7 protein-coding genes are annotated in these 8,825 nt (G+C 74.4%); 1 reads left to right on the top strand and 6 read right to left on the bottom strand.

Annotation, left to right across the window (positions count from 1 at the left end):
* Positions 1-303: 303 nt before the first annotated feature.
* From ACFY61_RS12215 to tdh, 4 genes are all read right to left on the bottom strand, one after another.
* Entirely contained in the window at positions 304-1,281 is a 978-nt protein-coding gene (locus tag ACFY61_RS12215) for an aldo/keto reductase (protein ID WP_389470388.1), read from the bottom strand.
* Positions 1,282-1,303: 22 nt separating this feature from the next.
* Positions 1,304-2,218, bottom strand: coding sequence for a LysR substrate-binding domain-containing protein (locus tag ACFY61_RS12210; protein WP_389470385.1), 915 nt, complete (start codon positions 2,216-2,218; stop codon positions 1,304-1,306).
* A 12-nt stretch (positions 2,219-2,230) separates the two neighbouring features.
* The gene (locus tag ACFY61_RS12205; protein WP_389470382.1) at positions 2,231-3,439 is read right to left on the bottom strand and encodes a glycine C-acetyltransferase; all 1,209 of its coding nucleotides are present in this window, start codon (positions 3,437-3,439) and stop codon (positions 2,231-2,233) included.
* Between the two features lie 206 nt (positions 3,440-3,645).
* Complete coding sequence (tdh, locus tag ACFY61_RS12200; RefSeq protein ID WP_389470379.1) at positions 3,646-4,680, bottom strand: L-threonine 3-dehydrogenase; 1,035 nt, start codon at positions 4,678-4,680, stop codon at positions 3,646-3,648.
* Between the two features lie 348 nt (positions 4,681-5,028).
* Here tdh and ACFY61_RS12195 point away from each other — a divergent pair, with 348 nt between their 5' ends.
* Positions 5,029-5,778, top strand: a complete 750-nt coding sequence (locus ACFY61_RS12195) for an alpha/beta hydrolase fold domain-containing protein (protein WP_389470376.1) — start codon at positions 5,029-5,031, stop codon at positions 5,776-5,778.
* A 14-nt stretch (positions 5,779-5,792) separates the two neighbouring features.
* Here ACFY61_RS12195 and ACFY61_RS12190 read toward each other — a convergent pair whose 3' ends face one another.
* Positions 5,793-6,536 (bottom strand): class I SAM-dependent methyltransferase, encoded by a 744-nt coding sequence (locus ACFY61_RS12190; RefSeq protein WP_389470373.1) that lies wholly within the window; start codon positions 6,534-6,536, stop codon positions 5,793-5,795.
* Between the two features lie 78 nt (positions 6,537-6,614).
* Complete coding sequence (locus ACFY61_RS12185; RefSeq protein WP_389470371.1) at positions 6,615-8,711, bottom strand: xanthine dehydrogenase family protein molybdopterin-binding subunit; 2,097 nt, start codon at positions 8,709-8,711, stop codon at positions 6,615-6,617.
* Positions 8,712-8,825 lie beyond the last annotated feature (114 nt).

Raw genomic sequence — 8,825 nt, 5'->3', positions numbered from 1 at the left:
CTCGTTCGTCTGTCGTTTTTCCGGGGACGGCCGCCCTGTCAAGGGTGGCCGAAGGCCATCGCGCAGCGACGCGACGAAGGAGCGCCCTTGACAGGACGGACGGCCACGGAAGGACGATGGGACGGACGGGCAACCACCCCGACGCACCCAACGCCACCGGCCCGGTGAGCCCACCCACCCCCACCCGCCCCGCATTCGCGCTCCGCCCGCGTGGGCCCACCCGCCCCCACCCCCGCCCAGCACTCACGCCCCACCCCCAGCAACCCACCCACCCCCACCCCGCCCGAGCCCCCCGCCCCGCCCTCATTCCCCCCGGGCGTGGGCCGCCGACAGGGTGGTGAGGTCGGAGGGCGTGAGGGTGAGGGTGGCGGCGGCGATGTTCGACCTGAGGTGGGCCGGGTTGCCCGTGCCCGGGATCGCGAGGACGTGGGGGCCGCGGTGGAGGGTCCAGGCGAGGCGGATCTGTGCCGGGCTCGCGTCGTGGGCGCGGGCCACGGCCAGGAGCTCCTCGCTCTCCCCGCCGGCCGCTCCGGCCGCCCCGGCCGCTCCCGCTGCTCCGGCCTCCCGGCCCGCCGCGGCGATCGCGTAGAACGGGACGAACGCGATGCCCTGTTCGCCGCAGTGGTCCACGAACTCGTCCTGGTCGGCGTGGGTTCCGATGCCGTACGGGTTCTGGACGCAGACGACCGGTGCGATCTCCCGGGCCTCGGCGAGCTGTTCGGGTGTGACGTTGGAGAGGCCCAGGTGCCGGATGAGGCCGGCCTCCCGGAGGCCGGCCAGGGCGCCGAACCGGTCGGCCACGGAACCGGGCCCGCGGACGCGCAGGTTGACCAGGTCCAGGTGGTCGCGGCCGAGCTGGCGGAGGTTCTCCTCGACCTGCCCCCGCAGTTCCTTCGCGGTCGTGGCCCAGGCACCCCACTCGCCGGTCGCGTCCCGCCAGGGGCCCACCTTCGTGGCGATCACGAGGTCGTCGGCGTAGGGGGCCAGGGCGTGGTTGATGAGTTCGTTCGCGGAACGGCGGGAGGAGAAGTAGAAGGCGGCGGTGTCGATGTGGTTCACGCCGAGTTCGACGGCCTGGCGCAGTATGCCGATGGCCTGGCCGCGGTCGCTGGGGACGGCGTCCGCTCGCAGCGCCGGTCCGGTCTGCGTGAGGCGCATCGCGCCGAAGCCGATCCGGTTGACTTCGAGGTCGCCCAGTTTCCAGGTGCCCGCCGCGGAGGCGTGCACGCGGGTGGTAGTGGTGGTACCGGTGGTCGTGCTGGTGGTGTCGCGTCCTGTCATGGACGTCATGATCGCGTACCGGTCAGTGGGTGGGGAGGCGGGACGCCTCCTGCGCCAGGGCCGCGAGGACCGGGGCGATCAGGGGGTGGGATTCGGCGCCGCGGCGGGTGGCGGCGAAGACTCGGCGGGTGGCGGAGGGGCCGGTGACCGGGCGGATGCGGACCTCCTTGAGGTCCATGCCGCGCAGCGCCGAACGCGGCACGAGGGCCACCCCGGCCCCGGCGCCGACCAGGGCGACGACGGCACGGAAGTCGTCGGAGGAGTGTACGAAGCGGGGGGCGAACCCGGCGGATTCGCAGGCCAGCAGGGTGACGTCGTGGCACGGGTTGGCGGGGTACTGCCCGACCCAGTCGGCGTCCCCGAGGTCGGCGAGGGCCACCGTCGGGTGGTCGGCCAGCGGGTGCGCGGGCGGCAGGACCGCGTCGAAGGGTTCGGCGTACAGCGGGAGGACGGAGAGCCGGGCGTCGTCGGCGCCGGGCCCGCCGCGGTACTCGACGGCGAGGGCGACGTCCGCCTCGCCGTCGAGGAGCATCGGCAGGCTCTGGTCGCCCTCGGCGTCGCGCACCCGGAGCCGCAGGCCCGGGTGGTCGAGGGCGAGCCGGGAGATGGCCGGGGCGAGGACCTCGGCGATGCCGGTCGCGAAGGCGGCCACGGTGACCTCGCCCGCCGAGCCGCCGGCGTACGCGGCGAGTTCGGCCTCGGCGCGCTCCAGCTGGGCCAGCACCTCGTGGGCGTGGCCGAGGAGGATCTCGCCGGCGGCGGTGAGCCGGACCCCGCGGCCGCTGCGGGTGAGCAACGTGTGCCCGGTCTCCTGCTCCAGCGCCGCGAGCTGCTGGGACACGGCGGAGGGGGTGAGGTACAGGGCTGCGGCCGCGGCGGTCACCGTACGGTGGTCCGCCACGGCCCGCAGGATGCGCAGCCGGCGGGGGTCGATCACCCCTCCATGATGTCAGCCCTGGTCGGCGGCGAGGGCCGCGCGGGCGTCGATGAAGGCGGCGACCGCGCGCTCCACGTCCGCCGTGGAGTGGGCGGCGGACAGCTGCACGCGGATCCGGGCCTGGCCCATCGGGACGACGGGGTAGGAGAAACCGATCACGTAGACGCCGCGCTCCAGCAGCAGCTCGGCCATGCGGGCCGCCTCGGCCGCGTCGCCGATCATGACCGGGGCGATGGCGTGGTCGCCCGGCAGGACCTCGAAGCCGGCCTCGGTCATCTTGGTGCGGAAGAGCGCGGTGTTGGCGGCGAGGCGCTCGCGCAGGTCGCCGGCGGACTCCAGCAGGTCGAGGACCTTGAGGGAGGCGGCGGCGATCACGGGGGCGAGGGAGTTGGAGAACAGGTAGGGGCGGGAACGCTGGCGGAGCAGGGCGACGATCTCGGCGCGGGCGGCGACGTAGCCGCCGGAGGCGCCGCCGAGGGCCTTGCCGAGGGTGCCGGTGATGATGTCCACGCGGTCCATGACGCCGTGCAGCTCGGGGGTGCCGCGGCCGCCGGGGCCGACGAAACCGACGGCGTGGGAGTCGTCGACCATCACCATGGCGTCGTACTGCTCGGCGAGGTCGCAGATCTCCTGCAGCGGGGCGACGTAGCCGTCCATGGAGAACACGCCGTCGGTGACGATGAGCTTGCGGCGGGCGCCGCCGTCCTTCGCCTCCTTCAGGCGGGCTTCCAGCTCGGCCATGTCGCGGTTGGCGTAGCGGAAGCGGCGGGCCTTGGAGAGCCGGATGCCGTCGATGATCGAGGCGTGGTTGAGGGCGTCGGAGATGACGGCGTCCTCGGGGCCGAGGAGGGTCTCGAAGACTCCGCCGTTGGCGTCGAAGCAGGAGGAGTAGAGGATCGTGTCCTCCTGGCCGAGGAACGCGGAGAGGCGGGCCTCCAGCTCCTTGTGGACCTCCTGGGTGCCGCAGATGAAGCGGACGGAGGCCATGCCGTAGCCCCAGCGGTCCAGGGCGTCCTTGGCGGCGGCGATGACCTCGGGGTGGTCGGCCAGCCCGAGGTAGTTGTTGGCGCAGAAGTTGAGGACCTCGCCGGGGGCTCCGCCGGCGGTGACCGCGACGGCTGCGCTCTGCGGGGTGCCGATGACACGCTCGGGCTTGTGGAGTCCGGCGGAGCGGATCTCGTCGAGGGTGCTGCGGAGGTCTTCGCGTACGGAGTCGAACATCTGCTGCGGGTTCTCCTTGTGCGGCGGAGGGGCGGTGCGGAGGGGTGGGAGGGAGGGAGGGGCCGGACCCCCGCCGAGGGGGGAGTCGGTGGTGGTCCGGCCGGGAAGGTGGTACGCGCGGCGTCGGTCAGGTCCGGGCGTTCGGATCGGGCCGTCGCCGTCCGGATCGGGCCGTCGCCGTCCGGATCAGGCCGTCGCCGTCCGGATCAGGCCGTCGTCGTCCAGTCCAGGATGATCTTGCCGCTGCGGGCGGTGGCCGCCTCGTCGAAGGCGGCCTCGAAGTCGGTGTGGGCGTACCGGCCGGTGATGACGGGGCTGAGGTCCAGGCCGCCCTCCAGGAGGACCGTCATCGCGTACCAGGTCTCGAACATCTCCCGGCCGTAGATGCCCTTGATGGTGATCATCGAGGTGACGATCTTGGCCCAGTCCACCGGGAACTCCTGGGCCGGCAGGCCCAGCATGGCGATCCGGCCGCCGTGCGTCATGTTGTCGATCATGTCGCGCATGGCCTCGGGCCGGCCCGACATCTCCAGGCCGATGTCGAAGCCCTCGCGCAGGCCGAGCTGCCGCTGGGCATCGGCGATGGTGGTCTCGGCCACGTTGACCGCCAGGGTGGCGCCCGCCTTGCGGGCCAGGTCCAGCCGCTCCGGGCTGACGTCGGTGATCACCACGCTGCGGGCGCCGGCGTGCTTGGCGACCGCCGCCGCCATGATGCCGATCGGGCCGGCGCCGGTGATCAGGACGTCCTCGCCGACCAGCGGGAACGACAGGGCGGTGTGCACGGCGTTGCCGAACGGGTCGAAGATCGCGGCGACGTCCAGGTCCACCCTGGTCCGGTGCACCCACACGTTCTGCGCGGGCAGGACGACGTACTCGGCGAACGCGCCGTCGCGTCCGACGCCGAGCCCGATCGTGGAGCGGCACAGGTGGCGGCGCCCGGCCAGGCAGTTGCGGCACTTGCCGCAGACCAGGTGGCCCTCGCCGCTGACCAGCGCGCCGACCTCGATGTCGGCGACGTCGGCGCCGACCGCGGCGACCTCGCCGACGAACTCGTGGCCGAGGACCAGGGGCGTCTTCACGGCGCCCTGGGCCCAGCCGTCCCAGTTGCGGATGTGCAGGTCGGTGCCGCAGATACCGGTGCGCAGCACCTTGATCAGGACCTCGCCGGGGCCGTACTCGGGCTCGGGCACGTCCATGAGCCACAGCCCGGGCTCGGCCTTGTGCTTGACGAGTGCCTTCATGTGCGGTGGCTCCAGGCATGTGAGGGGGCTGCCGCGCCCCGTGTGACGGGTGCGTCGATCTCGGACGGGTATCAATCTGCCGAGAGCGGCGGTGATCAGTCCATCGAGGATTTCTTAAGCGGGCCGTCAGCCCAGCTTCACGCCTATGCTCCTCCCGTGATCGGGGCAGGTAATGGGGAGGCGGCGGTCGTGCCGAGTCTGCGGAGCAGGGCGCTGGCGGCCGCGTTGGTCGCCAGCGGTAGACGGAAACGGTTCGGCAGTGCGGAGGCGGTCCGCGAGCTGGTGGCGCGTTCGGCCCGGCGGCCTGCCTCGCACCTGCCGCCGCGGTCGTTGGGCCGGGTCGCGGAGGTGTCCCGTACGTTCGTGGGCGCCTGGCCGGTGTACGAGGTGTCGCCGCAGGGAGCGGAGCCGACGGCCCGGGTGCTGTACGTGCACGGCGGCTGCTACGTGGGGGAGCTCGACCGGCCGCACTGGTCGCTGGTCCGGACGTTGGTGACGGAGGCGGGGGCCAGCTGTGTGGTGCCCGCGTACACGCTGGCGCCGCGCGGCACCGCGGACCGGACCGTGCCGGTGGCCGCGGACCTGCTGAGCGGGCTGATCGCCGGGGGCGGGCCGGGGGGCACCGTGCTGATCGGGGATTCGGCCGGGGCCGGGCTGGCGCTCGCGGCGGCGCAGCGACTGCGTGACCGGACGGGGGCGCAGCCGTCGCGGATCGTGCTGGTCTCGCCGTGGCTGGACGTGAGCGTGAGCCATCCGGACCAGGCGGCGATCGAGGTGACGGATCCGGTGCTGGCCCGGCCGGGCCTGATCGAGGCGGGCCGGCTGTACGCGGGGACCCTCGCGGCGGACGATCCGCTGGTCAGTCCGCTGCGCGGGTCGTTCGCCGGGCTGGCACCGATCACGGTGTTCACGGGTACCCGGGACGTGCTGACCACGGACAGCCGGGAGCTGGTGCGCCGGGCGGCCGCGGCCGGGACCGAGGTGGAACTGTGCGAGGAGCCGGGCATGCCGCACGGGTACCCGCTGCTGCCGGTGCCGGAGGGGCGTGCGGCGCGGGAGCGGATCGTGTCCCTGGTCCGCGGGGCGGCGGACCGTTAGGGTCCGGTCGGCGGTCAGGCCGTGCACACCATCAGGGAGCTGACGGGTGAGCGCCGGTACGCCGCCCAGAAGGCCTCGTCGCGGACGGCGTCGGGCGGCGGGGTGCGGGCGGGCTGCCAGCTGACCGAGGCGAATCCGGCTTCGACGGCGGCTTCGGCGAACTCCGCGTGCGGCCACTCCCGGAACTCGAAGGGGACCGGCGGCTCGGTGAGGAACTCCGCCTTGAGCAGCGGGGCGTCGCCCTCGGGGATCCGGTCGAGGATGCGGACGCCGTACGGGGACCAGTCGACGTGCGGGAAGGCGCCGGGGTTGGGCACGACGGCGAAGAGCCGGCCGGTGGGGCGCAGCGCGGCGCGGACGCACCGGAACATGGCGTGCAGGGCGGCCCGGTCCGGGGCGTAGTTGAAGAGGTAGACGGCGGTGGCGAGGTCGAAGGCGCCCAGCGGGGGCAGGTCGGCGGCGTCCGCGACGACGTAGGTGATGTCCTCGGTGCCGTGCGGGTCGTGCTCGCGGGCGAGTCCGATCATTTCGGCGGAGATGTCCACGCCGACGGTGCGTGCGGCTCCCGCTCTCGCCAGGAGCCTGGTGTTGTGGCCGTAGCCGCAGGCCAGGTCGAGGGCGTCGAGGCCCTTCACGCCGCCGATCGCGTCGAGGGCGGTCAGCAGGGTGTGGGTGTCGGCCGCGGAGAAGGCCGCGGTGGTCTTGGACTCCTCGAAGCGCCTGCCGATGGCGTCGTACTGGGTTTCGTAGTGCCGCATGTGCGTATGCTGCCGCGCCGGGCGGGGCGGGCGCGGTGCGGCCGCCGGACGGTCCCCCGGACGAGGGAGGCAACCGGCTCAGTGGAGGGCCGCGAGCACGCGGTCGGGGGTGAGGGGGAGTTCGCGGATGCGGCGGCCCGTGGCGTGGTGGAAGGCGTTGGCGATGGCGGCGGCCGTGCCGACGATGCCGATCTCCCCGATTCCCTTGCCGCCGAGCGGGTTGAGGTGCTTGTCGTGTTCCTCGATCCAGTGGACCTCGATGTCGGGCACGTCGGCGTGGGCGGGGACGTGGTAGGAGGCGAGGTCGCTCTGGGCGAAGTCGCCGAAGGCGGGGTCGATGTCGCTGTGTTCGGTGAGGGCCATGCCCAGTCCCATCACCATGCCGCCGACGAACTGGGAGCGGGCCGTGCGCGGGTTGAGGATGCGTCCGGCGGCGAACACGCCCAGCAGCCGCCGGACGCGGACCTCGCCGGTGACGGTGTCGGCCTGGACTTCGGCGAACTGGGCGCCGAAGGCGTGCCGGGCGTAGGGCGAGCGCTGCTTGGCGGAGGCGGTGGTGTCGGCGGAGGCGGTCAGTCCGGTGTCCGGGACGGGGCCCCGGTGGCGGTCGAGGACGGTGCGGAGGGCGGTGCAGGCGTCGTGGACGGCCCAGCCCCAGGAGGCGGTGCCGGCGGAGCCGCCGGCGACCGGTCCCGGCGGGAGGTCGCTGCGGCCGATGTCGACGGCCACCCGGTCGGCGGGGACGGCGAGGGCGTCGGCGGCGATCTGGCCGAGGACGGTGCGGGCGCCGGTGCCGAGGTCGGTGGCGGCGGTCTCGACGCGGAACGTGCCGTCGGGGAGGGCGTGGGCCCGGGCGGAGGCGGGGGCGACGTACACGGGGTAGGTGGAGGAGGCGACCCCGGTGCCGATGAGCAGCGGGCCTTCCCGGCGGGGGGTGCGGTGCGCGTCCCAGTCGAAGCGGGCGGCCCCTTCGCGGAGGGCCGCGACGAGGTGGCGGCTGCTGAAGGGGTGGCCGGTGTCGGGTTCGGCGTCGGGCTCGTTGCGGACGCGGAGTTCGACGGGGTCGGTGCCGAGCAGGCCGGCGAGTTCGTCCATGGCGCATTCGAGGGCGTACATGCCGGGGCACTCCCCCGGTGCCCGCATCCAGGAGGGGGTGGGTACGTCGAGGGGCAGGACGCGGTGCGTGGTGAGGAGGGCGGGTGCGGCGTACATGACGCGGCCGGGGACGGCGGCTTGTTCGACGAACTCGCGGATGCGGGAGGTGTGGGTGGTGACCTCGTGCGCCAGGGAGGTGAGGATGCCGTCGCGGCCGGCGCCGAGGCGGACGCGGTGCAGGGTGGGCGGGCGGTGGCCGACGACGGCGGCGAGGTGGCGGCGGGGCAGGGCGAGGGTGACGGGGCGGCCGGTGTGCCGGGTGGCCATGGCGGCGAGGACGACGTGGGGGCGGGGGGTGCCCTTGCAGCCGAAGGCGCCGCCGACGTGTTCGGAGATGACGGTGACGCGGTCTTCGGGCAGGTCGAGGAGGGTGGCGAGGGTGGTGCGGACCAGGCCCGCGCCCTGGCTGGAGTCGTACACGGTGAGGGTGGCGGCGTCGGCGTCCCAGTGGGCGGTGGCGGCGTGCGGCTCCATCGGGTGGTTGTGCAGGGGCGGTACGGAGTACGTGCGGTCCAGCCGGACCTCGGAGGAGGCGTACGCGGCGGCGGCGTCGCCCCGCTCGCGGTGGGCGGGGTAGCCGCCGTTGACCCGCTCGGGGGTGTAGGCGTCGGGGTGGCCGGGGTCGAGGGCGGTGTGGTGGGGTGCGGTGTCGTAGCTGACGCGGACGGCGTCGGCCGCGGCCCGGGCGGCCTCCAGGGTGTCGGCGACGGCGAGGGCCACGTACCAGCCGCGGTGCGGGACGGCGGTGTCCTGGAGCACGCGGAGGTTGGGGTCGTCGGCGGGGCCGAGCCGGGGGGCGTTGAACGGGGTGAGGACCTCGATCACGCCGGGGAGGGCGAGGGCGGCGGCGGTGTCGACGGCGGTGACGTGTCCGCAGGCGGCGGTGGCGGGCACCGGCCAGGCGTACGCGCGGCCCGGCGGGGCGTGTTCGGCGGCGTAGCGGGCGGTTCCGGTGACCTTCTCCCGGCCTTCGCGGCGGGCTGCGGGAGCGCCGAGGGCGGGCGCGGGGGTGGAGTCCATGACGGCTCCTCGTTCGGCGGGACGTGGTCGGCCCGGGGCGGGTCGACGGGGGACGGGGGCGGCGGGCGGGGCGGGGCGCTCTGGCGGCTCCCGCTCGGGCGGGGGTCGCGGGCC

Origin of the sequence: Streptomyces sp. NPDC012888, from assembly GCF_042900645.1 — a bacterium.
Taxonomy (GTDB): domain Bacteria; phylum Actinomycetota; class Actinomycetes; order Streptomycetales; family Streptomycetaceae; genus Streptomyces.
This window is presented reverse-complemented; position numbering and strand designations above follow the sequence as displayed.